Origin of the sequence: Streptomyces sp. enrichment culture (assembly GCF_964273145.1) — a bacterium.
Classification (GTDB): domain Bacteria; phylum Actinomycetota; class Actinomycetes; order Streptomycetales; family Streptomycetaceae; genus Streptomyces.
This window is the reverse complement of the sequence record NZ_OZ186873.1, coordinates 3,765,284-3,792,261: the sequence shown is the minus strand read 5'-3', so window position 1 is coordinate 3,792,261 and position 26,978 is coordinate 3,765,284. Positions and strand designations below refer to the sequence as shown.

Here is a 26,978-nt window from a genome sequence, read left to right as displayed (position 1 = left end):
CCATGGCACGCAAGTGGACCGATCAGGACGGCCGGGCGTACCCGCTCGCCCTCCCCACCGACATGAACACCGGTTCGAGCGGTTCCGTCCGTGGCTACCTGCTGAACCGGGCCAAGCCGCACCTTCCCCCGTGGCTCGCCGTCGGCGGCGGCGGACTCGCGGGGGCGCTGGGGAACTGGCGCTGGTCCGACAGTTCCGCGGCCGGCGTCGGGCTCACCCTCGCGTCGGTGGCGCTGACCGGCGTCACCTGGTGGGCGGGCAAGTCGACCAGCTCTCAGCGGCGCCTGCACTCAGCCATCACGGTGGCCGCCGGGTCGGCGTGGGTGACCGCCGCGTGCCTGGCCGGCCCCACCGCCGGACCACTCGATGACCTGTATCTGATGGGCGGGCCGGCGCTGGCCCTGTCGTGGAACGTGCGGATGGTCCTGCGCCACAACGACGCCCCCGGCGAAAGCTCGGACAAGGGCCTGCTGGAGAAGGTCGGTCTGGCGCGGGCGCAGATCGGGGCGGCGAAGGTGGAGCCGAACCGGGTCACCGCACCGGTCGCGCTCGCCGCAGGAGAGCAGACCAACGACGACATGGCCAAGGCACTGGGCAACATCGCCTCTGCCCTGGACCTGCCGACCTCCGCCGTCCGCTACACCCCCGACCCCGACTCCAACCGGCGCGGGGACCTGGTCATCGTCCCCGAGGACATGCTGGCCGAGACGGTGGAGTACGACGGCCCCTCCAACCTCGGGGGTTCGATCGCCGAACCTTTGGTCATCGGCCGCTACGACGATGGCGCGCCGCTGGTCATGTGGCTGCCCGGCGACCCGGACGCGGGCCGCAACTCCACCCATGCTCTCATCGCCGGCGGCACCGGCTCCGGCAAGGGCGACACCGCCCTGAACCTGCTCACCGAGATCCTGTCCCGCCGGGACGTGATCGTCTGGTTCTCCGACCCCAAGGCCTTCCAGGACTTCGCCCCGCTGCGGCCTGGCCTGGACTGGGCTGCGGAGGGCGGCACGCAGACGGAAGTCATGGTCGCCGCCGTCCAGGAGGTCATCCCCGCCCGCACCCGCTGGCTCGGCGCCCACGGCTACCGCCAATGGGTGCCCGCCGCTGCAGAGCCGCAGAACAGCCCGGACCACACCTGCCGCACCGACGGCACGGCGTGCGGCTGCCCCGGCATTCCGTTCCTGGTCACCTGGTTCGAGGAAGCCGCCAACACCCTCCGCGCGCTGGGCGACGACGCATTCACCGGCATCGCCCAGGAAGCCCGCTCCGCGGGAATCTCGCTGATCGTCTCGCTGCAGCGCCCCTCGTACGACCAGATGTCGACCTCCACCCGCGCGTCCCTTCCATCCGTGATCGCGCTCGGCTGCGACCCACGCGATGAGGGGTTCTGCCTGCCGGATGAAGTGCTGGCCGCGGGCGCCCACCCCGGCGCCTGGGGTAACCGGCGCCCCGGCTACTGCTACGTCGTCTCCCCGGGCATCCCGGAGGACCGCTACCCGTCCCCGGGACGCACCCGCCGCTTCACCCACCGCGCCATGCCGGTGATGGAGCTGCTGGCCACCTGGGCGCAGCGCAACGGCGCCACCGCGGACCCAATCACCGCCGGGGCCGCTGTGGGCGTCGCCGGCACCGCCTACACCGGCCGCACGGCTGCCGACGGACCGGCGGCGCTGCGGGCCGTCCGCGAGGAGGACGACATGGACCACGGCGGGCTGCTGGTCGACCCCGAGGACGCCGGCATCGACCCCGAGGCGGACCTGCCCGGGGCCGAGGAGGGCGACGACGCCCCAATCTTCGGACAGGGGACCGGCCGTAAACCGTCCCCGGAGGAGGCACGGGAGTTGTTCGCCACCGCGCTGGAGGAGTTCGAGCAGAACGGGCAGATGATCGTAGGCCCAAAGGACTTCACCGACTGGTGCGACCGCCACAACCTGGGCCGCTCCTGGGTGTCCAAGCGGCTCAAGGAGGCAGCGCAGGAGGGCCGTCTGCAAGCGACGAACACCACCGGCCGGTGGCGCATCGTCCCCGCCCTCACGGCCGCCTGACACCCGTCACACGTGACGGGCCCATCACATCTAAACCCCTAGGCAGACGCGGGTGTGACGCGCCATCACAGCGGCCCGTCACACCCGCCCATCACACCCACCCGCACGGGCCCACGCCACACGCCGACGCGGGCCCGCCGCACACCCGAGGGAGCCCACCATGACCCACCACGACCCACCGGGGATCATCGCCCCGCACATCCCCGCCGACGCCTACCGCCGCGCCGAAACCACCGGCGCACCCGTCGTCATCGTCGTCCACCACACCGACCCCACCGGCCGCCCGCTGCGGCACTACCTGTTCCCCATCACCGTCGCCGGCGCCGGCGTCATCGGCGTCTTCGGACTCGTCGCCGCGTTCCTCGCGCTGCTCGACTTCGCCGCCCACACCGCCGTCGCCATCGGCGCTGCCGCCGGACCCATCAGCGTCAGCGGCATCGGCCTCCGACTCGCCCGCGGCAAGCATTGACGGAGCGGGCCGCCCTCGAAGGTTCAGGCGGTCGCCGGCGGAAGCGGGAAGCCCGCGAAGCCGTCAGCGGTCTGCGTCACCAGTGCGATGCCCTCTGCCTCCAGCAGCGACCGCAGGTCCGCGGTGGGCTCTTCCGGCAACAACACCGCCAAGCGCAACCCGTCCGGCACGTCGATGTGGCGCCGGTAGTCGAGCAACTGGCCAATGGCCATCCGCACATACTCGCGGGTAGCCTTGCCCTTGGCCTCGTACAGCACGTTATCCGTCGCGTCGTACGGGTCTGTGAGAAAGGCGCCGCGCTCGCCCGTCACGCGGATCTGGAAGCGGTGCACGACGTGCCCGTGCGCGGCCAAGTGCTTTTCGAACGCCGTGACTAGCCTGCCTTCGCGCCGCAGGAGGGTCCGCGCCCCGCCGGTTATGTTTGCCGTGGTGGAGTCTGTGCCGTGCTGCTCGGTGGGCACCGCCGTCGCTGACGTGCCGGCGGTGTCGTCCACGGCCGGCGGCACCGGGAGTGCCTCCGTCGTGGACGCGGTCTGCATCACGTCCTGATCGGTCAACGCCAGGGTGACCCCCGGCGCCGGCCGCAAGCGGAAGACGTACAGGCGGCGTCCGGGCTTGCCATCGACCTGCGTCCACCGCTCCTCGTACGGCTGCACGGGGTCGACAACGACCTGTCCGATATACCGCTGCCGCACCGTGGCGGTGTCGCCTACGGTGCCGTCGGCGACGAATAGGTGCACATCCCGTTCGGCCTGTACGTGGTTCAGCAGCGACCGATTGCGGTCAGTGAACGTCTTTCATCCTGAATAGTCGCAGGTCAGCAGGGTGTGGACGGCTTGGACGATCGTTCCGATGCGGCGTGTGGAGCATCTGGCCCTGCGCAGGATCTGCCAGGTCTTGAGGTGGGCGAAGGCTCGTTCTCCGGGGGCCCGGAGTCGGGCGTGGTCGCGGTTGAACTGCTGGTAGTGCTCGGGTTGTTCGCTGTGGTGGTAGTAGGGGGTGCGGAAGGTGGCGCCGGCGCCCTGGTAGGCGCGGTCGGCGAGGACGAGGATCTGCCGGGTGAGGCAGGCTTGGACGATGCCGTGGGCGCGGGCCGCAGTGAGGTCGTGGGTGCGACCTGGAGTCGCGCGGGAGAACCAGAGCGGGGTGCCGTCCGGCCGTGCGATGACCTGGACGTTCATGCCGTGCTTGCGGTGTTTCTGGGAGTAGTACGGCTGGTCCGCGGCGACGCGGTCGATGGGGATCAACGTGCCGTCGACGATGACGAAGTCTCCCTCGCCCAGGCCGACGAGGGCCTCATGCAGGCCGGGCGCCCAGGCGGCCAGAACCTCGAGGGTCTCGTCCACGTACCGCCAGGCGGTCGCTTCGGACACGCCGAACCCGGCTCCGACCCGGGCGAAGGTCTCGTTCTTGCGCAGGTGGGCCAGCGTCAGAAGGGCCTGCTTGAAGCAGCTCAACCGTCGCCAGGGCGAACGCAGTTCACGCCTTCGGGCGTAGATGAGCCACGAGACGTGCTCGACCAGCTCGTGCGGGACGTCAAGCATGGAAGAATACGGAACCAACGAAGCCCCCCGGCGTCGGCGTGATGAGTGAGATCACCACACCAACGACGAGGGGCTTCGCCACGTCACCACCCCACCTGGCCAGGTCGTTCTACTCCTCAAGCGCCAGGATGAAAGACGTTCAGTGAGTTCCTGGTCCGCGGGAGGCTGGCCGGCCCCGGTGTACAGGTACAGGACGCCGTATGCGTCGTCGTCGGCGCGGCCGTCGAAGGTGTAGTCGTGCTCCTTGCCGGCCGCCGGGTCAGAGAAAACGAAGATGTTCTTCGTCTGGTTGGCCGGCACAATGCCGCCGCCGTATGGCGAACCACCGTACGCCGCGGCGAGGTCCGCGCGCGTGGTGAGAGATCCCTGAGCAAGGTCAAGACTCGACATGCCGCGAAATCTAGCGGCCACCACTGACAATCCTCGATCTTGCCCGCCAATCCGCGGGCGAGCAGGAGCGACCCGCTCACGCCAATGAAACCGGGCCGCTCCTATCCACCTGTCCCAAACAGACCTGTGGAGGTCACCCAGCATGACCCAACCCACCGCCCTGCCGCGAGCCTTACCGGCGGGAGTCCCCGTCGCGAACGGGATGCGGTTCTACCTGACCACCCACAAACGGCACTGGGTCAAGCTCACCGACGTGCCGCTGTTCCTGAAGTCCGAGCACTTCGCCGCCGCGGCCAAGCTGTACCCGGCACGCGGCCGGTACGCGGTCGATTCCGGCGGTTTCTCGGAGCTCCAGCGTCACGGCCGCTGGACGCGTAGCCCGCGCCAGTACGTGGACGACCTGCGGCGCATCTGGGAGCACGTCGGCCCCTACGACTGGGCCGCCGGTCAGGACTGGATGTGTGAGGACCTCATCATCCACGGCGGCGCGGCGGGCCCCCTCACGTTCGTCGGGACCAAGTTGAGCGTGCCGGAGCACCAGCGGCGCACCGTGCACAACTTCCTGGACCTGCGCTCCCTCGCCCCGACCTTGCGAATCATCCCGACCCTTCAGGGCCGGACCGTGGAGGAGTACCACGCGTGCGCGGACCTGTACGAAAGCTACGGCGTCGACCTGCGTCAAGAGCCGACCGTCGGGCTGGGCTCCGTGTGCCGCCTGCAGTCGACCAAGCAAGGGGCGGCGATCGTCACCGCGATGGCCGCCCGCGGCTACCGACTGCACGGCTTCGGCTTCAAGATCCTCGGTCTGGAACGCGTCGGGCACCTGCTCGCCTCCGCGGACTCCGCGGCCTGGAGCTACCACGCCCGCAAGCGGCCCCCGTTGCCCGGCCACCGGCACAAGAACTGCGCCAACTGCATCGACTACGCCCTCAACTGGCGTACCCGCGTCCTGGCTGCCATCCCCACCTACCACCAGATGCTGCTCACCGATCGGAGCGCGGCATGAGCGAAACGCCCTACCCCCTGCACACTGCGCTGAGCCTCGCAGCGTCCGGCGTCCCGGTGCTGCCCCTGCGCCGGGGCAAGGTGCCTTTCGGCAACTGCACGGCGTGCGCGGACAACGCGTGCGGCGGCCGGCCGAACATGAAAACCCCGGGCCCGTGCCGCTGCCCCGGCGTCTGCCACGCCTGGGCCGCCGCCACCACCGACCCGGCCGTCCTCGTCTCGCCCCCGTGGGCCGCAGTGTGGCGGCGGGCGGTGTGCGTCGGCTACCACCCCGGCGGCGCCGGCCTGACCGTGGTCGACCTGGACGACGCGGACGCCATCGCCTGGGCCCGCACCTCCCTGCCCGCCACGCGGACCGTGCCGACGACGCGCGGTGAGCACTGGATCTACCGGGGCACCATGATGTCCCGCAACGCAGTCCGCCCCGGCGTAGACATCAAGTCGACCATGGCCTACACCCGCTACCTCGGGCCCGGTACCGGTGTGATGGCCGACCTGCCCGACGCCGTGCGCGCGCTGGCCGTCAAGGAGCCCTCCCCGGTCCGGCCGGCGGCCGTCGCCGTGTCCACGAGGGCCGGGGGCGGGGAGTGCCGGCACCGCACGCCCTCCTATCTGGAACGTGGCATCGCCATGGCGGAGCAGCGCATCACCGAAGCGTCCAGCGCGGTCCACGCGACCGTGTACCGGACGTTCCTCGCGGTGCTGTCCACGCACGGCCGGTGCGGATGCCTCACCGACACCCACGTCGCACGGCTGTTCACCGCCGCGCAGGCCAAGGGCGAGACGGCCCGGCACTGCACGGACGCGTGGACCAACGCCCGCACCACGTTGGGACTGTGACCATGTCCGACGACGAGAAGACCCCCGCCCGCGAGATCATCACCGACTACGCGCAGAGGCACTTTCGGTATTTCCGCACCGCTGACGGGACCGTGTACGCGCAGCGCAACGGCCACCCCGTGGCCCGCCCTATCCGCTCTCAGGGCACGACGGGAAGCCACCGGCAGGAACTCATGGTCGGACTGTTCAGGGACGGCATCGGCGTCTTCAACGGCACCGCGATGAAGGAAGCCCTCGACCTGATCGAAGCTCTCGCGCTGACCGAGGACGTACAGCCCGTCCACATCCGCGTTGCTCCCGGGTTCGACGGGGCCACCTGGCTGGACCTCGGGCGGGCCGACGGGCAGTCCGTGCGCATCCACCCCACCGGATGGGACATCCGCACACCGGACCCGCAGGAAGTCTGCTGGCGTCGCACCCAGCTCACGGGGGAGCTGCCCTTGCCGGTGAAGGACACCGACGGCAAGGGCATCGACCTGCTGATGCGGCTGTGCAACTTCGCCACCGCGGAGACCGAGTGCCTGGCCATCGCGTGGCTCATCGGCTGCCTGGGTCCGGACGTGCCCGTGCCTGCCCCGTTCCTCACCGGCCCGCAGGGCGCGGGCAAGTCCACCGGTGGGCGGATGCTCGTGCGGATCATCGAGGGCATGAGCGGCGACCTGCGCCGCGCCCCGAAGGATGAGGAGAACCTGATCACGGCGGTGGCCGCCGGTTGGGTCACCGCCCTGGACAACCTCTCCCACATGTCCCCGGAACTGTCGGATGCGATGTGCTGCATCGTCACGGGGGCAGAGAACGTCAAGCGCGCTCTATTCACCGACGGGGACGTCTTCCGCGTCGGCTACCGCCGCCCCCTGCTCCTGACCGGAATCGACGTCGGCGTCATCCGGCCCGACCTCGCCGAACGGCTGCTGCCGCTCCGGCTGGAACGTCCCCGGGTCCGGCGCACCGAGGCGGAACTGTGGTCCGACTTCGCCCAGGTGCTGCCCGTCATCCTCGGCTCGCTCCTGGACCTCACCGTGCAGGTGCGGGCGGCTGAGGCGGACATCCCGACCGACCTGCGCATGGCCGACTTCGCGCACCTGTGCGCGCAGCTCGACGCGGCCACCGGTCTGGGAGCTCTCGCCGCCTACCGGGCCAACCTGGACGACCTCAACGACGACGTCATCGAGGGCGACCTGCTGGCGCAGACCGTGCTCAAGCACGCCGCCGGCATCGAGCCGGGCACCGAGCAGCGGATGACGTCTGCCGAATGGCTGCACTGCCTCACGGACCTCTACACGGGCGAGGACTTCCGTCCCCTGCCCAAAGGGTGGCCGACCACCGGCAAGGTGCTCTCAGACCGCCTCAAGCGTCTACAGCCCACCCTCGCGGCCCGAGGAGTCCTCATCGACTGGGGACGCACGAAGACGTCCCGCTATATCGAGATCGCGCGGCCGGCCGCCGCGCCGCCCTCGCCGGAGCAGGAAGCGGCCTTCTGACCGCCATGCACCACGACCGCACGCGCAAGCAAGAGGAGCACCCGGCCACGCGTGCTCCTCTTGCTGTTCGGCGGCGGAGCCGCCCTGCAATGGACGCGCCGCGAAGCGGCTCCTTCTTCACGCTCTGAGCCGCGCACCACAACAGACACCACCCCTTTGTCCGAAGTAGAGAGACCCTGCGTCACCTGCGTCACCCGCACCCCGAAAACGGCCGGTGACCTGCCGAAAGACGGGTGACGCAGACAGCCGATTCCTGCGTCACCCCGCGTCACCTGCGTCACCCGATGACGGAAGCCAGCGTCACCGGTGACGCACCCCCACCGCGCTGCGTCATCGCGAAACCGCAGGTCAGAGCCGCGAATGACGCAGATGACGCAGATGACGCAGAAATCCGCACCTCGGACAGACGCGGACTCCCCCACGCCGGAAAGTTCGCCACCCTTCCCCGCCGAACCCTGAGAAGGAGTCGCACCTTGGCCCGCGACGAGAAGCTCAAGCTCTCCGAAGTTCTCGAAGAGATCGAAATGAGTCGCGCCGCCTTCTACCGGCTGCGCGCCCGCGGCAAGGCCCCCAAGCTCATCAAGCTTCCTAACGGCCAGATCCGCTGTCGCCGCAGCGACCTGGATGCCTGGTGGGCCAAGCACGAAATCGCAGCCTGATCCCTGACCGCACCGACGCGGCCCCGCCATGGCGGGGCCGCTTTCGTAGGAAGGCCCTCGATGGGGAAGACGTACGACGTTCGGATCTGGTCCGTCCGCCAGCGGAAGGATCGTGGGCAGACGTCCGCAGAGTTGCGCTGGAAGACGGGCGAGACGCCTCACTCGCAGACGTTCCGCACCAAGACCCTGGCAGAGGGCCGCCGCGCCGAGCTGCTGCGGGCGGCTCACGCAGGCGAGCCGTTCGACGAGTCGACCGGTGCGCCGCTCTCCGAGTTGCGTCAGCGCAACGACGTCAGCTGGTACCAGCACGCCCGCGAGTACATCGAGATGAAATGGCAGCACTCCCCCGGCTCCACACGCCGAACCCTCGCGGAAGCCATGGCCACCGTTACGCCCGCTCTCGTCAAGGACACCAGGGGCATGGCTGATGCGCGGACGGTACGGACGGCCCTCTATAGCTGGGCATTCAACGTGAGCCGCCGTGACCAGGAACCGCCGGACGACGTGGCCGCCGTGCTGGCATGGTTCGAGCGGAAGTCCCTGCCCACATCCGCGCTGGCCGACCGTATGCAGGTACGCGCCGCCCTGGACGCCCTGACCAAGAAACTGGACGGCACCACGGCAGCGGCGTCGACCATCCGCCGGAAGCGGGCCATCTTTCACAACGCTCTCGGCTACGCCGTTGACGCCGGACGCCTGACAGACAACCCCCTGCCGCAGGTGCAGTGGAAGTCCCCGGAGCAGGTAGCGGAGGAACTGGACCCCGCCTCAGTACCGGACCCGCGGCAGGCTCTCGCCCTGCTGGATGCCGTGCGTACGCAGAGCCCCCGTGGGCGGCGCCTGGTCGCGTTCTTCGGCTGCATGTACTACGCCGCGGCACGGCCGGCGGAAGTCATTGGCCTCCGTCTCCAAGACTGCGACCTGCCCCGCCGGGGGTGGGGCACTCTGCGACTCCGGGAGACTCGCCCGCGGTCCGGGTCGGCCTGGACTGACAGTGGGGAGGCGCACGACCGGCGAGGGCTCAAGCATCGCCCCCGGAAGGCGGTGCGCAACGTTCCGATCCCGCCCGATCTCGTGAACCTGCTCCGGTGGCACGTCACCGCGTACGGCGTTGCCCCCGACGGGCGGCTGTTCCGGACGCAACGCGGCGGACTCATCCAGGACACCGGATACGGCGAGGTGTGGGCGGAAGCCCGTGCGCGTGCTCTCACGCCCGCCCAGTGCGCGTCGCTGCTGGCGAAGCGCCCATATGATCTTCGCCACGCCGCCGTGTCCACGTGGCTCAGCTCCGGTGTGGAGCCGCAGGAGGTGGCCGCTCGCGCCGGTCACAGCGTGGCCGTGCTGTTCCGGGTGTACGCGAAGTGCCTGGACGGCGGCGCCGCCACGGCGAACGCCCGGATCGAGCGGGCGCTGAAGAACGGCAGCTAGGACGAGCGGAAGCTGCCCCACGCCTGCCCCACACGGACTGGTCAGCACCCGAATCAGGGTGAGACACACTGGGAAAAAGCACCCATAACGATCAGGTCGGGCCCGTCAACGCCGAAAGGGTCTGTGATCAGCATTGCTGCTGGTCACAGACCCTTTCGGTCTTGTGGCGGCGCCAGGATTCGAACCTGGGAAGGCTGAGCCGGCAGATTTACAGTCTGCTCCCTTTGGCCGCTCGGGCACACCGCCGGGGTAGCTGCCCTTCGAACCGCTTTTCGGCGGTGCTCCGTGGCAACGACGTAAACAATACCCGATGTGGAGGGGTGCTTCGCCACCCGGTTGATCGTGCGCCCGGAGGGTGGGGGGTGGCTAGGCTTGTCCGGATGCGGCCGGGGACGCCCTCCCGGGCTCCGCGGCCGCCCACGTACCCCGTACGCACCCGACACGCACCCTGATACAAGGAGCCACAGGACATGGCCGACTCCAGTTTCGACATCGTCTCGAAGGTCGAGCGGCAGGAGGTCGACAACGCCCTCAACCAGGCCGCCAAGGAGATCTCGCAGCGCTACGACTTCAAGGGCGTGGGGGCTTCGATCTCGTGGTCCGGCGAGAAGATCCTCATGGAGGCCAACTCCGAGGACCGGGTGAAGGCTGTCCTCGACGTCTTCCAGTCCAAGCTGATCAAGCGTGGCATCTCGCTGAAGGCGCTGGACGCGGGTGAGCCGCAGCTCTCCGGCAAGGAGTACAAGATTTTCGCGACGATCCAGGAGGGCATCTCCCAGGAGAACGCGAAGAAGGTGGCGAAGATCATTCGCGACGAGGGCCCGAAGGGCGTGAAGGCTCAGGTCCAGGGCGAGGAACTGCGCGTCAGCTCGAAGAGCCGAGATGATCTGCAGGCCGTGATCGCCCTGCTGAAGGGCAAGGACTTCGACTTCGCGATGCAGTTCGTCAACTACCGGTGACCGACTGACGGCCCACCGGCCGGCCCGGCCCCGCGCCGGCGCTGCCGAACACGCGGCGTGCGGTACGCCGGCACGACGGGGCGGACCGCCGGGTCCGGCCCCCCGGCCCCGGCGGCGGCCTCGTCGTGCCCTCTCGGTCCCCGTCCACCGCGGGTTCCTCCGGCAGGGCCGGCGGTCCGAGGCGGGCGAGGCATGCCCAGCCGCGCGAGGCGAGGCACGCTCGGCCGCGCGAGTGGCCGCGCAGGAGGCGACAGCCGATCAGCAGGACCAGCGAGCCGCCGAGCGCCGCGGCCCGGGCGGCACCGTCGTGGGGGTCCCTGGTGATCGGGTGGTCCGGCCAGCGGGCCGGCATCCGGCCTCCGGCGAACGCGCGGGCGGCGCCGGTGAACGCCGTGCCGACGATCCCTCCCGGGCCCCGGCCCGGCAGCGGGAACTTGGCGACGGCTCCGGCCAGGAGCCCGGTGTGTGGTGAGGGCGGTCCCCCTTCCCGTGGTGTCGGTGGGCGTGGGCGCGTACGGGGTGCGGCGGTGGGCGGCGTCGCGGTGGTTCCGCCCGGGCGGGCCTCGGGCGGTCGGCCGTGCCGGCAACCGCGCGATCCCGGGCATGGGTTCATCATGCGGGCCGCCGCTGACAGCCGGGCCGGCCTGTGGACAACCCGGGGCCCGAGGGAAGCGGACCTGTGGAAAACGAGCGGGGCGGCCGAGCCGGCGGAGCGTCCGTCGCCACGCCGTGCCCGGACGGGGACGGGCCGCCGGGGTGAGCCGCCGACGGGGCCCGTACGGTCAGCGGGTCGCGAACGGCTGGTCCGTGCGGACGATCTCGCGGCCGAGCGGGAACAGCGAGACCGGGATCAGCTTGAAGTTGGCGATGCCGAGGGGGATGCCGACGACCGTGACGCAGAGCGCGACACCGGTGACGATGTGGCCGAGGGCCAGCCACCAGCCGGCGAGGACCAGCCACAGGGCGTTGCCGACGCAGGAGGGCGCGCCGGCCTCCCGGCGTTCGACGGTCGTGCGGCCGAAGGGCCACAGGGCGTAGACGCCGATACGGAACGCGGCGATGCCGAAGGGGATGCCGATGACGGTGACGCACAGGAGCACACCGGCCAGCAGGTAACCGAGGAACAGCCAGAAGCCGCTCAGGACGAGCCATACGAGGTTGAGGACGGTCTTCACTGCGGGCGGCCTGCCATCTTCTCGAGCCGGGCGATGCGGTCCGCCATCGGCGGGTGGGTAGAGAACATCTTCGACAGCCCCTGACCCGGGCGGAAGGGGTTGGCGATCATCATGTGGCTGGCGGTTTCGATGCGGGGTTCCGGAGGCAGCGGCAACCGCTTGGTGCCGAGTTCCAGCTTGCGCAGGGCACTGGCCAGGGCGATCGGGTCACCGGTGAGCCGGGCGCCCGAGGTGTCGGCCTCGTACTCCCGGGAACGGCTGACGGCGAGCTGGATGAGGGTGGCGGCGAGCGGTCCCAGGATCATGATCAGCAGCATGCCGAGGAGGCCGGGGCCGTCGTCGTCGTCGGAGCGCCCGACGGGGATCAGCCAGGCGAAGTTGACCAGGAACATGATGACGGAGGCCAGGGCGCCGGCGACCGAGGAGATCAGGATGTCGCGGTTGTAGACGTGACTGAGTTCGTGGCCGATGACGCCGCGCAGTTCCCGCTCGTCCAGCAGGCGCAGGATGCCCTCGGTGCAGCACACGGCGGCGTTGCGCGGGTTGCGGCCGGTGGCGAAGGCGTTGGGCGCCTCCGTCGGGGAGATGTACAGGCGCGGCATGGGCTGGCGGGCCTGGGTGGAGAGCTCGCGGACCATGCGGTACAGACCGGGGGCCTCGAACTCGCTCACCGGGCGGGCACGCATCGCGCGAAGTGCCAGCTTGTCGCTGTTCCAATACGCGTAGGCGTTCGTGCCCAGGGCGACCAGGACGGCGACGACGAGTCCCGCCCGGCCGAAGAAGCCGCCGATGAGGACGATGAGTGCGGACAGCCCCCCGAGGAGTACTGCGGTCCTGAGCCCGTTGTGCCGGCGGTGCACGGTACTCCCTCCAAGTGGTGCGGCAGGGGAACCCTTTGCTTGGCGCTCTCGCTTGCTGGTCCTGCTTTCCGGTCTCCGGTCCCACTGGTGCCGTGGTGTCCCGTCCAGCAGGTCCGGTGGACTCTCCCGTACTGGTCAACGCCAGGCGGGGGTCACCAGTTCCCTGGTGCGCGCGGTGGCGCGCACCCGCCGGGGGAGCGGGACGCGGCACGCGCGCGTGGGCCTCGGCGTGCGCCACGCGCGCGTGGCGCGCGCCGACCGGTGCTCGGCGCAGCCGGTGTGCGAGGAGTGCCGGGTGCCCCGGGCCAGGGTGGCCGGGGTCAGAACAGCCCGGTGTCGGCGAAGCGCAGGACCAGCTGGGGTGCTCCCGAGAGGGCGACGGCGAGGACCGCGGTGACGGTGATCGCGGCCGTGAGGGGGGCGGGGAGGCGGTGCCGGACCGCCTCCCCCTCGGGGGCGCGGAACAGCAGGGCCGTCCACTGGAGGTAGTAGAACAGCGCGACGACGACGTTGACGGCCATGACCACCGCGAGCCAGCCCAGGCCCGCGTCGACGGCCGCGGAGAAGACGGTGACCTTGGCGAACAGGCCGATGATGCCCGGCGGCAGCCCGGCGAGGCAGAGCAGGAAGAACGCCAGGAGCAGCGCCGTGAGGGGGTTGGTCGCGTACAGGCCGCGGTAGTCGCGGACGCGGTTGAGGGGGCGCGTGCGGCCCACCAGGGCGGCCACCGCGAAGGCGCCCAGGTTCACGGCGGCGTACATGAGGGCGTAGGCGACGGTGGAGCCGACGGACCGCTCGGCGTCGTCGGAGTACGCGGCGGCGGCGATCGGCACCAGGAGGTAGCCGGCCTGGCCGACGGACGACCAGGCGAGGAGGCGTACCGCGCTGTACGCGCGCGTGGCCTGCTGGCGGAGGGCACCCGCGTTGCCGATGGTCATGGTGAGCGCGGCCAGTGCCGCGAGGGCCGGCCCCCAGACGCCGGCGTACGACGGGAGGGCGACGACCGTGACGAGGATCAGGCCGGAGAAGCCGACCGCCTTGCCGACGACGGACAGGTAGGCGGCGATGGGCAGGGGGGCACCGACGTAGGTGTCGGGGACCCAGAAGTGGAAGGGCACGGCGGCCGTCTTGAAGGCGAAGCCGACGAGGGTGAGGACGACGCCGGCGTGGGCGAGCGTGGTGAGCTGCCCGTCGACGTGCTGGATCCGGTCGGCGATCCCGGTGAGGTGGAGGGTGCCGGTGGAGGCGTAGACGAAGCTGATGCCCATGAGGCTGACCGCGGTGGCGGTGACCGAGGACAGGAAGAACTTCAGGGCCGCCTCCGAGGAGCGGCGGTCGCCGTGCCGCAGGCCGACGAGGGCGAAGGCGGGCAGGGAGGCGACCTCCAGGGCGACGACGAGGGTCGCGAGGTCGCGGGAGGCGGGCAGCAGGGCGGCGCCGGCCGCGGAGGAGAGCAGCAGGAACCAGTACTCCCCTTCGGGCAGTCCCCGGTCGGCGTCCTTCAGGGCGGTGACCGACAGCAGGGCGGACACCAGGGCGCCGCCGAGGACCAGGAACTGGATGACCAGGGTGAACGGGTCGGCGGTGTAGCTGCAGGCCTCGGGGTCCCCGGTCAGGCAGAAGGTGGAACGGTCGCCGTCGAGGAGGGGCAGCAGCATGAGGAGGGACGCGGCGAGGCCGGCGACCGACGCCCAGCCGAGGAGCGCCTTGCGGTGTGCGCCCACGAAGAGGTCGGCGACGAGGACGACCAGGCCGAGGACGGCGGCGATGGCCGGCGGCGCGATGGCGAGCCAGTCGACGGACTGGACCAGCGACACCGCCGGGGGCTGCGCCAGGAGCTGGACCGGGGAGCTCATCGGGTGCCTCCTGCGAGGAGCTGCTGCACGGCCGGGTCGGTCAGCCCGAGGAGGACCCTGGGCCACAGCCCGGCGACGACGGTGAGGACGACGAGCGGCGTCCAGGCCGCGAACTCGTGGCGGCGCACGTCGGTGAGGGCCGGGGCGTCGTGCGGGACGGTGCCCATGCAGACGCGGCGGACCACGGTCAGCAGGTACGCGGCGGTCAGCAGGGTGCCGAAGGCGCCGATCGCCATGAAGGTGAGGAAGGCGGGGCGGCTGAGGCCGGCGTGCGGGTCGAAGGCGCCGAACAGGGCCAGCATCTCGCCCCAGAAACCGGCCAGGCCCGGCAGGCCGAGCGAGGCGACCGCGCCGAAGGCGAGCAGGGCGCCCAGACGGGGGGCCCTGCCGTACAGCGCGGCGCCGGTCCCGGATCGATCCGGTGCGGCGGAGCCGCTCGCCGAGCGGCGGTGGCCGGGGGACGGGGAGGCGAGGGTGTCGAGGTCGGTGGTGCCGGTGCGGTCCTTCAGGGCGCCGACCAGGAAGAAGAGCAGACCGGTGATGAGGCCGTGGGCGATGTTGGCGAACAGGGCGCCGTTGACGCCGGTCGGGGTCATGGTGGCGATGCCGAGCAGGACGAAGCCCATGTGGCCGACGGAGGAGTAGGCGATGAGCCGCTTGAGGTCGCCCTTCGCGCCCCGCCTGGCGAGGGCCAGGCAGGCCAGGGACCCGTAGATGATCCCGACGGCGGCGAAGGCCGCGAGGTAGGGCGCGAAGGTGCGCAGGCCGTCGGGGGCGACGGGCAGGAGGATGCGGACGAAGCCGTACGTGCCCATTTTCAGCAGGACGCCCGCCAGCAGGACCGAGCCGACGGTCGGCGCGGCGGTGTGGGCGTCGGGCAGCCAGCTGTGCAGCGGCCACATCGGGGTCTTCACCGCGAGCCCGATCCCGATCGCCAGAACGGCGATGACCTGCACGGACGTGGTCAGCGACCGGCCGTTGTCAGTGGCGAGTGCCACCATGTCGAACGTGCCCGCCCTCAGTCCGACCAGGAGCAGGCCGAGCAGCATGACCACGGAGCCGAGCAGCGTGTACAGGATGAACTTCCAGGCGGCCTCGGCCCGGCCCTCGCCGCCCCAGCGGGCGATGAGGAAGTACATCGGGATGAGGACCATCTCGAAGGCGAGGAAGAACAGCAGCAGGTCGAGGACGGCGAAGGTGGCGAGGGTGCCGGACTCCAGGACGAGCAGCAGGGCGACGAAAGCCTTCGGGGACGGGCCGGAGAGCGGCTTGAAGTAGCTGTGGAGCGCGCAGAGGAAGGTCAGCAGCGCGGTCAGGACCAGGAGGGGGAGGGAGATGCCGTCGATGCCGAGGTGGATCCGCACGTCGAGGGCGGGGATCCAGCTGATGTCCGTGCTCGCCTGCATCCTCGACGGGTGGCCGTGGTCGAAGCCGAGCGCGAGGACGACCGCAGCGAGGAGGACGGCGCCGGTGACGGTGACGCCGTGCCGCAGCACGGCCTGCTCGGGTGACTTCCCCTTCAGCCCGGGCGGGGCGGGCAGGAGGGCGGCGGCGGCACCGAGGAGCGGGCCGACGACGACGAATGCCAGAAGGAACTGCATCACGGACTCGCTGATATCGATCACGCCTGCTCACGCTCCCGTGGCGACGAGGACGGCGGCGACCGCGAGGACGACGGTGCCGGCGAGCAGCGCGCTCACATAGGTCTGGACGTTGCCGGTCTGGGCCCGGCGTACGGCGGTCCCGAGCCAGCGCGGCAGGGCGCCCGCCCCGCGGACGTAGGTGTCGACGACCTCGCGGTCCAGGAACCGGACGAGGCTCGCCCCGGCGCGGACCGGGCGGACGAACAGGGCCGTGTACACGGCGTCCAGGTGGAATCCGGCGGCCGCGTGCCGGTGCAGCGGGCCGAGCAGGAGCCGTCCGGGATCCGACGGGTCGGAGGCGTGGGCCACGTCGCCGTAGGCGGGCGCGTGGGTCGCGATGGCCTCGGCCTCGACCTGGCCGGCGTCGCCCTCCGGGTGGGCGGCGACCGCTCCGAGGGGGGACCTGGCGGCGAGCGCGGTGGTGTGCCGCCAGGCCGCGTAGGTGACGATGCCGCCGGCCAGGGCCACGCCCGTGCCGAGCACGGAGGTGGTGAGGGTCGGTGTCAGGTCGCGGCCGTCGAACCAGTCGGGCAGCAGGCGGAACGCGAACCCGCCGAAGGCCAGGGAGGGCACGGCGAGCAGCCAGAGCACCGCGTTCATGGTGACCGGCTGCCGGCCGTGGTCGGGGGCCTCGGTGCCCCGTCCGCGGAAGGCGAGCAGCCACAGGCGCGTCGCGTAGGCGGCGGTGAGCAGGGCCGTGAGCAGGCCGGCGAGCAGGACGGTCCAGCCCGCGGCGCCGGGGGCGTGCCCGGTGTGGCCGCCGGCGACGTGCTCGGCGGCGCCGAGGACGGACTCCTTGGAGAAGAAGCCGCTGAACGGCGGGATCGCGGCGAGCGCCAGCAGCGCCACGGTCATCGTCCAGTAGGCGTCGGGGACGCGGTCGCGCAGGTTCCGCATGCGGGACATGGCGGCCAGCGAGTTGGTGCCGGCCGCGTGGATGATCACTCCGGCCGCGAGGAACAGCAGCGCCTTGAAGGCACCGTGGGACAGGAGGTGGAAGACGGCGGCCGACCGGTCGCCGACGGCGAGGGCACCGGTCATGTAGCCGAGCTGGCCGATCGTCGAGTAGGCGAGGACGCGCTTGATGTCGTCCTGGGCGAGCGCGGCGAGCGCCGAGCCGGCCATCGTGACCGCGGCCATGACGGCCAGGACCACCATCGCGGCCCGCGAGGCCTCGAACACCGGGAGGAGCCGGGCGATGAAGTAGACACCGGCGGCGACCATCGTCGCGGCGTGGATCAGCGCGGAGACGGGTGTCGGGCCCGCCATCGCGTCGGGGAGCCAGGTGTGCAGCGGGAATTGCGCCGACTTGCCCGCCACGCCGGCCAGGAGCAGCAGGGCGATCGGTGTCGGGTGGTCGAGTCCGCCGCTCGCGACCGTGCCGAGGATGCGGGTGACGCGGAAGGAGCCGGCGTCGGCGGCCAGGGCGAACAGGCCGATGAGGAAGGGGACGTCACCGAGCTTGGTCACCAGGAAGGCCTTGAGGGAGGCGGCGCGGGCCTGAGGGGTCTCCCAGTAGTGACCGACCAGGAAGTACGAGCAGATGCCCATGATCTCCCAGCCGACCAGCAGCACCATCAGGTCGCCGGAGTAGACGACGAGGAGCATGGCGGAGGTGAAGAGGGAGACGAGCGCGGCGTAGGAGGGGTAGCGCGGGTCCTCGCGCAGGTAGCCCGTGGAGTAGATCTGCACACAGGTCGCGACGAGGGCGACCAGGACGGCGGTGAGCGCGGCGAAGCCGTCGATGTGCAGGGCGAGCTCGATCGGGACCGAACCGGTGGGGGTGAGTTCGGTGGCGGCGTCGACGGCCCGGCCGCCGCCCTGGTCCGCGGCGACCAGCGCGGCGAGCACGAGGCAGGCGAGCGTCGGCAGGACGGCGAGCGGGCGGACGAAGCCGGGGGCGGTGCGGCCCAGGAGGAGGCCGGCGACGGCGCCCAGGAACGGAAGGAGGGGGACGAGGACGGCGAGGGTGGTCGTGGTCACGCGGTGGCCTCAGCCTTCTCGGCCTCGGCGGCCGTGAGGGCGTCGTGGTCGGGGCCGTCGGTGCCGTGGCCCTCGGCGGTGTCGCGGAGCTTGTCGATGTCCGCGGTGCCGCGGTTGCGGTGGACGGCGAGGACGATCGCCAGGCCGATGCCGATCTCGGCGGCGGCGATGGCGATGGTGAACAGGGTCAGGGCCTGACCGGAGTGCAGGGTCTCCTCGGCGGCCCTGCCGAGCCAGACGTCGAAGGCGACCAGGTTGAGGTTGACGGCGTTGAGCATCAGCTCGACGGACATCAGGACCAGGATCGCGTTGCGCCGGGCGAGGACGCCGTACAGGCCCGTGCAGAACAGCAGGGCGGACAGGACGGCGGGATAGGCGAGGTGCATCAGCGGTCACCGTCCTTGTCGTCGGCCTGTCCGGGCGCGCCCGCGGTGTCCGGGCGGCCCGCGCCGTCCCGGGTGTCCGGCGCGGGTGCCGTACGCGCCGTGCCTGCCGTGTGCGGCGGGTTCGGGGCGTCGCCGCGGACACCGGCGGGGTCCGCGGCGGTGCCGGCCGCGTCCGCCTTGGCCTTCCGCGAGAGGACGATCGCGCCGACGAGGGCGGCGAGGAGGAGGACGGAGAGGGCCTCGAAGGGGAGGACCCAGTTCTGGAAGAGGCTCGCGCCGGTCACCCGCGTGGAACCGGCGGCCGGGCCGTCCAGGTCGATCCAGGTCGTCCGGAAGGCGTCGACGACGACCCACACCAGGGCCGCCGCCGCGGCGACGGCCACGGTGAGGGCGGCCCAGCGGTTGCCGGAGTCGGCGTCCGGTGAACGGCCGATCGGGGCCCTGGTGAGCATCAGCCCGAACAGGAGGAGGACGACGACGGAACCGACGTAGATGAGGACCTGCACCCAGGCGATGAACTCGGCGGTGAGCAGGAGGTACTCGACGGCCAGGCCACCGAGGGCCACCACCAGCCACAGCGCGGCGTGCACGAGCTGCTTGGTGGTGACGGTGACGATCGCGGCGCCGAGGGTCACGAGGCCGACGAGGAGGAAGGCGATCTCGACACCGGTGGGCGAGAGGAAGCCGTGGGCCTCGGCGGCCAGGGGCGCGGCGGGACCGCCGACGGTCGCGGCGAGGGTCATTCCCGGCCCTCCCGCCTCGGCTGGTCCAGCTGCTGCCGGGACTCCCCCATCGGCCGCGTCGGCTGCTCGGCCGCGCGGGCCTGCTCGTCGGCGTGCGGTTCGGTCGGGGACTTCGGCCCCGCGGGGGCTTCGGCTGCTTCGGCCTGTCGCTGGGCGGCGAGCTTGTCGGCGGTCCTGCGGGCGGTGGCGAGTTCCTTCGGCTCCTCCGCGCCGGAGTCCAGGGCCGGCGGGGCCGGGACCGTCCACATCCACTCGCGGAGCTTGTCGCGCTCGTGGGTCAGGTCGCGGATGTCGGTCTCGGCGTACTCGAACTCGGGGGACCAGAACAGCGCGTCGAAGGGGCAGACCTCGATGCAGATACCGCAGTACATGCACAGGGAGAAGTCGATCGCGAAGCGGTCGAGGACGTTGCGGCTGCGCTCACGGCCGCCGGGGGCGGCTGCGGGGATCGTCTCCTTGTGGGAGTCGATGTAGATGCACCAGTCCGGGCATTCGCGGGCGCACAGCATGCAGACCGTGCAGTTCTCCTCGAACAGCCCGATGACGCCGCGGCTGCGCGGCGGGAGGTCAGGCTGGACGTCCGGGTACTGCTCGGTGACGGTCTTCCTCGTCATCGTGCGCAGGGTGACGGCCAGGCCCTTGGCGAGGCCGCTGCCGGGGATGCGGCGCCGGGTGGGCGGAAGGGACTCGGCCATGGCTACTGGATCACCACCTTGACGACGCCGGTGAGGGCGATCTGGGCGAGGGCGAGGGGGACGAGGAGGGTCCAGGAGAGTTTCTGGAGCTGGTCCTCGCGCAGGCGGGGGTAGGTCACGCGCAGCCAGATCACGACGAAGGCGAGGACGGCCGTCTTCAGCAGGGTCCACACCCAGCCGAGGCCGTCGGCGCCCCAGGGGCCGTGCCAGCCGCCCAGGAAGAGGACGGTGGTCAGGCCGCACAGGACGACGATCCCGGCGTACTCGGCGAGGAGGAACAGGGCGAAGCGCAGGCCGGTGTACTCGGTGTAGGCGCCGAAGATGATCTCCGAGTCGGCGACGGGCATGTCGAAGGGCGGGCGCTGGAGTTCGGCCAGTCCCGCCACGAAGAACACGATCGCGCCGACGATCTGCCAGGGCAGCCACCACCACTCGAAGGCGTCGAGGATGCCGGGGAGGGAGACCGTGCCGGCCGCCATCGCGACGGAGGCGGCGGCGAGCAGCATCGGCAGTTCGTAGGCGAGGAGCTGGGCGGCGGTGCGCAGGCCGCCGAGGAGGGAGAACTTGTTGGCGGAGGCCCAGCCGGCCATGAGCGAGCCGAGCACGCCGACGCCCATGACCGCGAGGACGAAGAAGATGCCGGCGTCGACGACCTGCCCGACGGCGCCCTCGCCGGGGCCGATGGGGATGGCGAGGAGGACCAGGAGGTACGGCAGGAGGGCGACCGCGGGGGCCAGCTGGAAGATACGGCGGTCCGCGCCCGCCGGGACGACGTCTTCCTTCTGCGCGAACTTCACGCCGTCGGCGACGAGCTGCGCCCAGCCGTGGAAGCCGCCGGCGTACATGGGGCCCAGGCGGCCCTGCATGTGGGCCATCACCTTGTGCTCGGTCTGGCCGACCACCAGGGGAAGGGCCAGGAAGACGACGAAGACGGCCAGGAGGCGCAGGGTGACGTCGAGCGCGTCGGTCACTGCGTTCCTCCTCGGGGGGCTTCGGGGTCTGCGGGGCGTTCCGGGTGGGTGGGGCGTTCCGGTTCCGCGGGATGTTCCGGGTGTGTGGGCTGCGCGGGGGTTCCGGGGCGTCCGGGATCCGCGGAGTCCTCCGGGCGCGGCTCGGAGTCCGTGTGCGGCTCGGAGCCCGGGCGCGACTCGGAGCCCGGGCGCGGCTCGGAGTCCGGGCGCGGCTCGGAGGCCAGGTGTGACTCGGGTTCCGGGCGCGGCTCGGAGGCCGGCTCGCCGAAGGCCGGGCGGGCGTGGTGCCACGGGGCGTCCGGGCTGCGCGGGGTCGTCCGGGGGGCCGCCGCCCCGGTCTTCGGGGCGGCGGATGAGGGCGCCGTTCCCCCGGACGTCGCGGCCCGGGGGTTCGCGGCTGCCTCGTCCGGCGCCACGGCACCGGACGGCATGGCGCCGGACGGCGCGGCACCGGACGGCGTGGCGCGCTGGCTCGCGGAGCCCTCGGAGGCGCTGCGGGCACGCCGGGGGCCGCCCGGGCGGCCCGGGGGCTCGGCGGCCCGCTGGGACGCCGAGCCCTCGCTCGCACTGCGTGCGCGGCGGGGCACCGGTGCCGAGGGGGGCTCGGTGGAGGCGGCGGCCGGTGACGCCTGGCCGGCGGAGCCCTCCGCGGCCGTACGGGTACGGCGTACCGGGCGGTCGCCCGCCGGGCGGGCGGCGGGCGCCGCACGGCCGGCGCCCCGGGCGGGCCGGGCCGGGGCGGGCGGGAGCTGGCCCTTCGAAGGGCCCCATTCGTTGGGGTCGGGGACGCCGGGGGGCAGCATCTGGCGGCGCCGCGGGCCGCCGTGGTCGGACTCGCCGGGCTCCTTCGCCCCGGGCCAGGCCTTGGCGACCCGCGCCGCCAGGACGAAGTCCTTGCGCAGCGGGTGGCCCTCGAAGCCCTCCGGGAGCAGCAGGTGGTCCAGTGCCGGGTGGCCCTCGAAGACGACGCCGAACATCTCGTGGGTCTCGCGTTCGTGCCAAGCCGCGCCCGCGTACACCCCGACCGCGGTGGGCAGGACCGGAGCCTCGTGCGGGACCGTGGTGCGCAGCAGCAGGCGGCGTACCGGGGCGAGGGCCGCGACGTGCGCCGCGACGCGAAAGCCCGTGCCGGGCTCGTCGACCGCGCTCAGCCAGTCGAAGTAGGTGCAGCCCAGCCGGTCGCGCGCGGTCTCCAGGGCGGTGGTCCAGGCCGTGGGCGGTACGTCCACCGTCAGGACGTCGTACGACTCCTCGGCCGTGGCCTGCGTGCCGAAGAGTTCCTCGACGTCGGCGGGCAGCCAGCCGGCCGCGGTCATCGGTCCTCCCCGGGGACCGGGCCGGAGTCCGGACGGGACGCCGCGTCCGGGACCGGCGGCTTCACCAGGCCGCTCCGCAGGGCGGCCGCCGACGGGCGGGGGGACGCGCCGTACCGCTCCCCCAGCGACTCCCGCGCGATCTTCTCCTGCAGTTTCAGGATGCCCTGGAGGAGCGCCTCGGGGCGGGGCGGGCAGCCCGGGACGTAGACGTCCACGGGGATGATCTGGTCGACGCCCTTGGTCACGGAGTACGAGTCCCAGTAGGGGCCGCCGCAGTTGGAGCAGGCTCCGAAGGAGATGACGTACTTCGGCTCCGGCATCTGCTCGTACAGGCGCTTCACGGCGGGGGCCATCTTGTCCGTGACCGTGCCGGAGACCACCATCAGGTCGGCCTGGCGCGGACCCGGTGCGAACGGGATGACACCGAGTCGGATGAAGTCGTGGCGGGCCATCGACGCGGCGATGAACTCGATCGCGCAGCAGGCCAGGCCGAAGTTGAAGACCCAGAGCGAGTAGCGGCGCCCCCAGTTGAGGATCACCTTCATCGGCTCGGGGGCCAGGCGGGAGAGTGTGCCCAGCCTGCCTGCGCCTGCCGCGGGGAGACGCTCGGGCCCGGGGAGCGGCACGGGGGCGGGGGTGGGGGTCACGTCCATGTCAGGACGCCCTTCTTGTACGCGTACAGCAGGCCCACGGCCAGGAAGCCGAGGAAGATGAACATCTCCACGAGGGTGGCCGCGCCGTAGCCGGGGTCGGCGAAGACGGTCGCCCAGGGGAACAGGAAGATCGAGTCGACCGCGAAGATGACGTAGAGGAACGCGTAGACGTAGTAGCGGACCTGGGTGTGGGCCCAGCCCTCGCCCACGGGGTCGACGCCGCACTCGTACGTCAGGAGTTTCTCCGGGGTGGGGACCACCGGCCGCAGCAGGCGTCCCGCCCCGAAGGCCGCGGCGACGAAGAGCACGCCCACGACGGCGAGCAGTCCGACGACCGAGTAGGACTGGAAGTAGTCCGCCGCGACGACGGTCGCATCGACGACGGTCGGTGTCCGCACGTCCTTCCCTCGCTCCCTCTCCTGAACGCTGCCGTTCGACGGTCTTCCACGACCTCTACGCAAAGGAGTCTAGGCGTTGCCGAAGACGCGGTGAGCAGCCCGTCGCGCCTTGGGACGCGGACGGGGCCCGACGGGTGGGGTTCTCCTCAGGGGATCCGGGCGGTCCGCCTCATGGCGTGGGGTCCCGCCGCACGGCACGCTGGCCCGTATGACCGAACGCCTCTCGTCCCCGGACCACGCGGGGGAAGCCGTCACCGGCCGCACCCGGCAGGCCCCCGCCGATCGTGCCGGGCGGGCTCCCGCCGGCCGGGCCGGCCGAGCCCTCGCCGACCCCGCCGGCCGTGTCGGGGAAGTATCCGCAGGTCCTGCGGGGAACGCCGCCGGCCGGACGGGGAAGACCGGCACAGGTGGTGCCCGCTCCCGTTCCCGGGACGCGGACGGCGCGCCTCTGCCACCGCCCCGGTTCGCCTACGACCGGCACACCTGGAAGGAGATCGCCCACCTTCTGGCGAACCTCCCGCTCGCGCTGTTCGGGTTCGTCTACGTCATGACCGTGCTGCTGTCCGGGGTCTCGCTGACGGTCACGGTGATCGGGTTCCCGTTGCTGGCGGCCGGGCTGGTGGGCGCGCGGTGGCTGGGCAGGCTGGAGCGGGCGCGGGCCAGGGCACTGCTCGGGGTGCGGGTGGCCGAGCCGAGCCGGCTGCCGCTGCGGAGTGCCGGCGGGTTGCTCCCACGGCTGTGGATGGCCCTGAAGGACCCGGTGGGCTGGCGCACGGTCCTGTACGACTTCATACGGCTGCCCTGGGGCGTCCTCACCTTCACCATCACGCTGGCCTCGCTGTTCGTGCTGTGGCCGGTGCTGCCGTTCATCGCGCGGGGCCTGGCCAACGCCGACCGGGCGATGGTGCGGGGGCTGCTGTCGCCGTCCGACGAGCTGGAGCGGCGCATCGCCGAGCTGGAGTCCGGCCGGGGAGTGGTGGTCGACACGGCCGCGGCGGACCTGCGGCGCATCGAACGGGACCTGCACGACGGGGCGCAGGCCCGCCTGGTCAACCTGGCCATGGGCCTGGGTCTGGCCAAGGAGAAGCTGCTGGAGGACCCCGACGCCGCCGCGGCCATGGTCGACGAGGCGCACGGCGAGGTGAAACTCGCCCTCCAGGAACTGCGGGACCTGGCCCGCGGCATCCACCCCGCCGTCCTGACCGACCGCGGCCTGGACGCGGCCCTGTCGTCGGTCGCCTCGCGGTGCACCGTGCCGGTCAGGGTGGAGGTGGACCTGACGGAGCGGCCGGCCCCGGCCATCGAGGGCATCGCGTACTTCACCGTCTCCGAGCTGCTGCAGAACGTCAGCAAGCACAGCGGGGCGAGGTCCGCCTCCGTGGAGGTGTGGCGCGCGGAGGACCGGCTCCTCATCCGGGTGGAGGACGACGGACGCGGGGGTGCTCGCCTCGAGGGCGGTACGGGGATGAAGGGCCTCGCCGACCGGCTGGCCGCCGTCGACGGCCTGTTCGTCGTGGATTCGCCGGTGGGCGGCCCGACGACGATCACGGCCGAGCTGCCGTGGCGGGAGCGCGCGCAAGCCCCCGGTCGCGGGTAGCGGGCCGGGCGCGCTGCCTCCGCGGCCTTCCCGGCGCCGGCGCCTCCGGGGCCTTTGCCGCCTTTGGTCTCCTCGCCTCCGCCGCCTCCGCGATGTCCGCCCCGGCGTCGCCCGCGCGTGGCCCCGGGCCCGCGCGCATCGGCACCGCGCGCGTCGGCACCGCCCGGATGCCCCCGGCACGCGCCGCCCCGTCCCGGCCGCCCCGGAGGGTGGGGAAAACCCCCCGTCCCAGACGCCGATGGGCCGCATGGTCCGCACGGCCGGGGCCCAGCAGGGTGGAGGTACGACAGCGCAGGCGCAGGACGACGAGAGAAGGACGACGCCGATGGCCACGGAGTACGGACGAGGCTACGGGCGCGGGGACGGACCCGGCCTGTACGGGGATGCCGGGGAGCGGCGGCACCGGCTGCCGGCGGGGCTGCGGGCGCCGTTCGAGGCGCGTGCCTGGCGGGAGTTCGGGTACGTGCTGCTGGGCCTGCCGGCCGGCGTCGTGCTCTTCACCTACGCGGTCACGATGGTGTCGCTGGGGGCGGGCCTGCTGGTGACGTTCCTGGGGATCCCGGTGCTGGCCGCCGCGCTCGCCGGGTGCCGGGGCTTCGGCGCGATGGAGCGGGCGCGGGCGCGAGGGCTGCTCGGCCTGCGGGTGGCCGACCCGGAGCCGCTGCGGGTGAGGGGGAACGGCGTGATGGCGTGGACGGGGGCCGTGCTGAAGAGCGGCACCTCGTGGCGGGCCCTGCTGTACGCGCTGTTGCGGTTCCCGTGGGCGGTGTTCTCGTTCGTCGTCGCCGTGACCCTCTGGGTGTGGGGCTGGGCGATGCTGACGTACCCGCTGTGGTTCTGGGTCTTCCCCATGTACGCCGGACAGGGCGGGCTGCAGTTGTACGGCGACGAGAGTCACCGGATCTACCTGGACAATCCTTTCGAGATCACCGTGACCGCGCTGGTGGGCCTGCTGTCCGTGCTGGTCACGCCGTGGATCGTGCGGGCGCTGACCATGGTGGACCGCGTGCTGGTGCACGGGCTGCTCGGGCCGTCGCGGCTGGTGGAGCGGGTGGTGGAGCTGGAGTCGGACCGCGGGGTCGTGGTCGACACGGCCGCGGCGGACCTGCGGCGCATCGAACGGGACCTGCACGACGGGGCGCAGGCCCGCCTGGTCAACCTGGCCATGGACCTCGGGCTGGCGAAGGAGAAGCTCAAGGAGGACCCGCGGGCGGCGGCGCGGATGGTGGACGAGGCGCACGGCGAGGTGAAGACCGCGCTGCGGGAACTGCGGGACCTGGCCCGCGGCATCCACCCCGCCGTCCTGACCGACCGCGGCCTGGACGCGGCCCTGTCGTCGGTCGCCTCGCGGTGCACCGTGCCGGTCAGGGTGGAGGTGGACCTGACGGAGCGGCCGGCCCCGGCCATCGAGGGCATCGCGTACTTCACCGTCTCCGAGCTGCTGCAGAACGTCAGCAAGCACGCGCGGGCCACGTCGGCGGCCGTCGAGGTGTGGCAGGTGGACAACCGGCTGATGCTGCAGGTCGTGGACGACGGCGTGGGCGGGGCCGCCCCCTCCCCCGGCTCCGGGCTGGCCGGACTCGCGGAACGGCTCGACGCGGTCGACGGCATCCTCGTGGTGGACTCGCCGGCCGGCGGGCCCACGCGGGTGACGGCGGAGCTGCCGTGGCGGTCGGAGCGGGCGTGACGAGCTGCCGCCGTGCCGGGTCCCGCCCCCCGCGGAATCCGGCCGACGGGACCCGGGCGGGGGCGGTGGCCCCGCCCGCCCGGAGCACGCCGCGAGGGGGCGCCCGGCCGCCCCCTCCCCCTGGTCGGCCTGCGGCCCCTCCGCCCGCCACCAGCCCGCGAGGACGCGCACCGCACCGCCCATCGCGTCACCCGT

24 protein-coding genes, 1 tRNA gene and 2 pseudogenes are annotated in these 26,978 nt (G+C 72.1%); 10 read left to right on the top strand and 17 right to left on the bottom strand.

Going from position 1 to position 26,978, the window contains the following annotated elements:
- Positions 1–2: 2 nt before the first annotated feature.
- The gene (gene traB, locus ACSU6Z_RS17175; protein WP_437046679.1) at positions 3–2,045 is read left to right on the top strand and encodes a plasmid transfer protein TraB; all 2,043 of its coding nucleotides are present in this window, start codon (positions 3–5) and stop codon (positions 2,043–2,045) included.
- 160 nt (positions 2,046–2,205) lie between these two features.
- The gene (locus tag ACSU6Z_RS17170; RefSeq protein ID WP_437046677.1) at positions 2,206–2,514 is read left to right on the top strand and encodes a hypothetical protein; all 309 of its coding nucleotides are present in this window, start codon (positions 2,206–2,208) and stop codon (positions 2,512–2,514) included.
- Positions 2,515–2,537: 23 nt separating this feature from the next.
- Here the strand turns inward: ACSU6Z_RS17170 and ACSU6Z_RS17165 are convergent, their stop codons facing one another.
- The 3 genes and pseudogenes from ACSU6Z_RS17165 to ACSU6Z_RS17155 all read right to left on the bottom strand — a co-directional run bounded on the left by ACSU6Z_RS17165 (position 2,538) and on the right by ACSU6Z_RS17155 (position 4,448).
- Complete coding sequence (locus ACSU6Z_RS17165) at positions 2,538–3,254, bottom strand: hypothetical protein (RefSeq protein ID WP_437046675.1); 717 nt, start codon at positions 3,252–3,254, stop codon at positions 2,538–2,540.
- Between the two features lie 57 nt (positions 3,255–3,311).
- Positions 3,312–4,116 (bottom strand): annotated as a pseudogene (locus ACSU6Z_RS17160) (transposase family protein).
- Positions 4,110–4,448, bottom strand: a complete 339-nt coding sequence (locus ACSU6Z_RS17155; protein ID WP_437046674.1) for a hypothetical protein — start codon at positions 4,446–4,448, stop codon at positions 4,110–4,112. Before ACSU6Z_RS17155 ends, ACSU6Z_RS17160 begins: the two are co-directional and overlap by 7 nt.
- A gap of 142 nt (positions 4,449–4,590) precedes the next feature.
- Between ACSU6Z_RS17155 and ACSU6Z_RS17150 the strand changes: the two genes are divergently transcribed.
- The 5 genes from ACSU6Z_RS17150 to ACSU6Z_RS17130 all read left to right on the top strand — a co-directional run bounded on the left by ACSU6Z_RS17150 (position 4,591) and on the right by ACSU6Z_RS17130 (position 9,861).
- Positions 4,591–5,454 carry a DUF7221 family queuine tRNA-ribosyltransferase-like protein gene (locus ACSU6Z_RS17150; RefSeq protein ID WP_437046672.1) on the top strand — a complete coding sequence of 288 codons (864 nt, stop codon included), beginning with the start codon at positions 4,591–4,593 and terminating at the stop codon, positions 5,452–5,454.
- Positions 5,451–6,293 carry a bifunctional DNA primase/polymerase gene (locus ACSU6Z_RS17145; RefSeq protein WP_437046670.1) on the top strand — a complete coding sequence of 281 codons (843 nt, stop codon included), beginning with the start codon at positions 5,451–5,453 and terminating at the stop codon, positions 6,291–6,293. Before ACSU6Z_RS17150 ends, ACSU6Z_RS17145 begins: the two co-directional genes overlap by 4 nt.
- A gap of 2 nt (positions 6,294–6,295) precedes the next feature.
- The gene (locus ACSU6Z_RS17140) at positions 6,296–7,774 is read left to right on the top strand and encodes an ATP-binding protein (RefSeq protein WP_437050357.1); all 1,479 of its coding nucleotides are present in this window, start codon (positions 6,296–6,298) and stop codon (positions 7,772–7,774) included.
- Positions 7,775–8,247: 473 nt separating this feature from the next.
- A complete protein-coding gene (locus ACSU6Z_RS17135; RefSeq protein ID WP_437046668.1) occupies positions 8,248–8,433 on the top strand; it encodes a helix-turn-helix transcriptional regulator in 186 nt (61 codons plus the stop codon).
- 60 nt (positions 8,434–8,493) lie between these two features.
- The gene (locus ACSU6Z_RS17130) at positions 8,494–9,861 is read left to right on the top strand and encodes a tyrosine-type recombinase/integrase (protein ID WP_437046666.1); all 1,368 of its coding nucleotides are present in this window, start codon (positions 8,494–8,496) and stop codon (positions 9,859–9,861) included.
- 164 nt (positions 9,862–10,025) lie between these two features.
- Here ACSU6Z_RS17130 and ACSU6Z_RS17125 read toward each other — a convergent pair.
- A tRNA-Tyr gene (locus tag ACSU6Z_RS17125) sits at positions 10,026–10,107 on the bottom strand.
- Positions 10,108–10,331: 224 nt separating this feature from the next.
- Here ACSU6Z_RS17125 and ACSU6Z_RS17120 point away from each other — a divergent pair.
- Entirely contained in the window at positions 10,332–10,820 is a 489-nt protein-coding gene (locus tag ACSU6Z_RS17120) for a YajQ family cyclic di-GMP-binding protein (RefSeq protein ID WP_358779934.1), read from the top strand.
- A 226-nt stretch (positions 10,821–11,046) separates the two neighbouring features.
- Here ACSU6Z_RS17120 and ACSU6Z_RS17115 read toward each other — a convergent pair.
- The 13 genes and pseudogenes from ACSU6Z_RS17115 to ACSU6Z_RS17055 form a co-directional block, all read right to left on the bottom strand.
- Positions 11,047–11,274: pseudogene (locus ACSU6Z_RS17115) on the bottom strand (GlsB/YeaQ/YmgE family stress response membrane protein); the annotation flags it as partial.
- A 328-nt stretch (positions 11,275–11,602) separates the two neighbouring features.
- Entirely contained in the window at positions 11,603–11,995 is a 393-nt protein-coding gene (locus tag ACSU6Z_RS17110) for a YccF domain-containing protein (protein WP_437046664.1), read from the bottom strand.
- Positions 11,992–12,855, bottom strand: a complete 864-nt coding sequence (gene htpX, locus ACSU6Z_RS17105; protein ID WP_437046662.1) for a zinc metalloprotease HtpX — start codon at positions 12,853–12,855, stop codon at positions 11,992–11,994. The genes ACSU6Z_RS17110 and htpX overlap by 4 nt, the downstream gene beginning before the upstream one ends.
- 320 nt (positions 12,856–13,175) lie before the next feature.
- Positions 13,176–14,711, bottom strand: a complete 1,536-nt coding sequence (locus ACSU6Z_RS17100) for an NADH-quinone oxidoreductase subunit N (protein WP_437046660.1) — start codon at positions 14,709–14,711, stop codon at positions 13,176–13,178.
- A complete protein-coding gene (locus ACSU6Z_RS17095; RefSeq protein ID WP_437046658.1) occupies positions 14,708–16,336 on the bottom strand; it encodes a complex I subunit 4 family protein in 1,629 nt (542 codons plus the stop codon). Before ACSU6Z_RS17095 ends, ACSU6Z_RS17100 begins: the two co-directional genes overlap by 4 nt.
- A gap of 6 nt (positions 16,337–16,342) precedes the next feature.
- Positions 16,343–18,337, bottom strand: coding sequence for an NADH-quinone oxidoreductase subunit 5 family protein (locus ACSU6Z_RS17090; protein ID WP_437046656.1), 1,995 nt, complete (start codon positions 18,335–18,337; stop codon positions 16,343–16,345).
- Positions 18,334–18,723, bottom strand: coding sequence for an NADH-quinone oxidoreductase subunit NuoK (nuoK, locus tag ACSU6Z_RS17085; protein ID WP_437046655.1), 390 nt, complete (start codon positions 18,721–18,723; stop codon positions 18,334–18,336). The genes ACSU6Z_RS17090 and nuoK overlap by 4 nt, the downstream gene beginning before the upstream one ends.
- Entirely contained in the window at positions 18,723–19,466 is a 744-nt protein-coding gene (locus ACSU6Z_RS17080; protein WP_437046653.1) for an NADH-quinone oxidoreductase subunit J family protein, read from the bottom strand. Before ACSU6Z_RS17080 ends, nuoK begins: the two co-directional genes overlap by 1 nt.
- The gene (locus ACSU6Z_RS17075) at positions 19,463–20,161 is read right to left on the bottom strand and encodes a NuoI/complex I 23 kDa subunit family protein (RefSeq protein ID WP_437046652.1); all 699 of its coding nucleotides are present in this window, start codon (positions 20,159–20,161) and stop codon (positions 19,463–19,465) included. The genes ACSU6Z_RS17080 and ACSU6Z_RS17075 overlap by 4 nt, the downstream gene beginning before the upstream one ends.
- Before the next feature lie 2 nt (positions 20,162–20,163).
- A complete protein-coding gene (locus tag ACSU6Z_RS17070) occupies positions 20,164–21,132 on the bottom strand; it encodes a complex I subunit 1/NuoH family protein (RefSeq protein ID WP_358779946.1) in 969 nt (322 codons plus the stop codon).
- Positions 21,129–22,448: an NADH-quinone oxidoreductase subunit C gene (locus ACSU6Z_RS17065; RefSeq protein WP_437046649.1), complete on the bottom strand. Its 1,320-nt coding sequence runs from the start codon at positions 22,446–22,448 to the stop codon at positions 21,129–21,131. The genes ACSU6Z_RS17070 and ACSU6Z_RS17065 overlap by 4 nt, the downstream gene beginning before the upstream one ends.
- Positions 22,445–23,101, bottom strand: a complete 657-nt coding sequence (locus tag ACSU6Z_RS17060; protein WP_437046648.1) for an NADH-quinone oxidoreductase subunit B — start codon at positions 23,099–23,101, stop codon at positions 22,445–22,447. Before ACSU6Z_RS17060 ends, ACSU6Z_RS17065 begins: the two co-directional genes overlap by 4 nt.
- A complete protein-coding gene (locus ACSU6Z_RS17055; RefSeq protein ID WP_437046646.1) occupies positions 23,092–23,499 on the bottom strand; it encodes an NADH-quinone oxidoreductase subunit A in 408 nt (135 codons plus the stop codon). Before ACSU6Z_RS17055 ends, ACSU6Z_RS17060 begins: the two co-directional genes overlap by 10 nt.
- A 208-nt stretch (positions 23,500–23,707) precedes the next feature.
- On the opposite strand from ACSU6Z_RS17055, the gene ACSU6Z_RS17050 reads away from it, so the two are divergent.
- Together ACSU6Z_RS17050 and ACSU6Z_RS17045 are read left to right on the top strand one after the other, a co-directional pair.
- Positions 23,708–25,096 carry a sensor histidine kinase gene (locus ACSU6Z_RS17050; protein ID WP_437046644.1) on the top strand — a complete coding sequence of 463 codons (1,389 nt, stop codon included), beginning with the start codon at positions 23,708–23,710 and terminating at the stop codon, positions 25,094–25,096.
- Positions 25,097–25,421: 325 nt separating this feature from the next.
- Entirely contained in the window at positions 25,422–26,783 is a 1,362-nt protein-coding gene (locus tag ACSU6Z_RS17045) for a sensor histidine kinase (RefSeq protein WP_437046642.1), read from the top strand.
- Positions 26,784–26,978: the final 195 nt, after the last annotated feature.